The sequence below is a fragment of the Bartonella sp. AD328YNZD genome (genome assembly GCF_042196425.1).
This window is the reverse complement of the sequence record NZ_JBHIQG010000754.1, coordinates 1-674: the sequence shown is the minus strand read 5'-3', so window position 1 is coordinate 674 and position 674 is coordinate 1. Positions and strand designations below refer to the sequence as shown.

General features: G+C 40.9%; 1 protein-coding gene. It reads right to left on the bottom strand.

Translation table 11 applies throughout. From position 1 onward, the window contains the following. A partial coding sequence (locus ACFIO3_RS14850; RefSeq protein ID WP_375608921.1) for a DUF3987 domain-containing protein occupies positions 1-674 on the bottom strand: 674 nt, incomplete at both ends.

Below are 674 nucleotides of genomic sequence, written 5' to 3'. Positions count from 1 at the left end.
TCATCGGGAAAGACAAGCATTTGAAAGCGTTGTAAGAAACCATCATTGCCTTTGCCATATAAAACATTGCGTATAAAGGGCAGAATGCGAGAGGGTTGAATGCCCCCTATAATAGAGACGGTTGCATTGGGAATAAAAATGGTTCCACGCCCAATCCGGTCATAAGTAAATTGACCATCTCCATTAAAAGCTTCCAAATAAAAGGAACGGTCTGTTTGATATTCCTTCCGTTCCATATCTGTTAAGAAACCGGATAATTCATCACGCACCATCAAGAGACCACGGGGGTTTTCTTTTAAAAGTTCCCCAAGCTTTTCAACGGTCACATCATTGACAATAAAACGAGAGACATCATCATCACGCGCATTGTCTTTAGAGAGGGTTTCAGACAAAAGAGCATGGGCTGTTTCAAGATCTCCTTTTTTTATTGCTTTATGGGCTTGTTTTTTCTTTTCAGACTTGTCTAAAGTTTCAAGTATCTCTTCAATTTCTTGTCTCTCTTTCTGCTTTAGCCAGTCTTTATACCATTTCTTTTGAAGGCAAGTGATAGGAGTTAAAGCGGCTTGCATGGTAGGTGTTTTCATGGTTGAAGGTTGACCAATAAGAGCGCCCCAGAGATTAGGGACAATCTTCCAATCATCATGTTGTTTTGGAGCAATCCGCACGCCATTGCC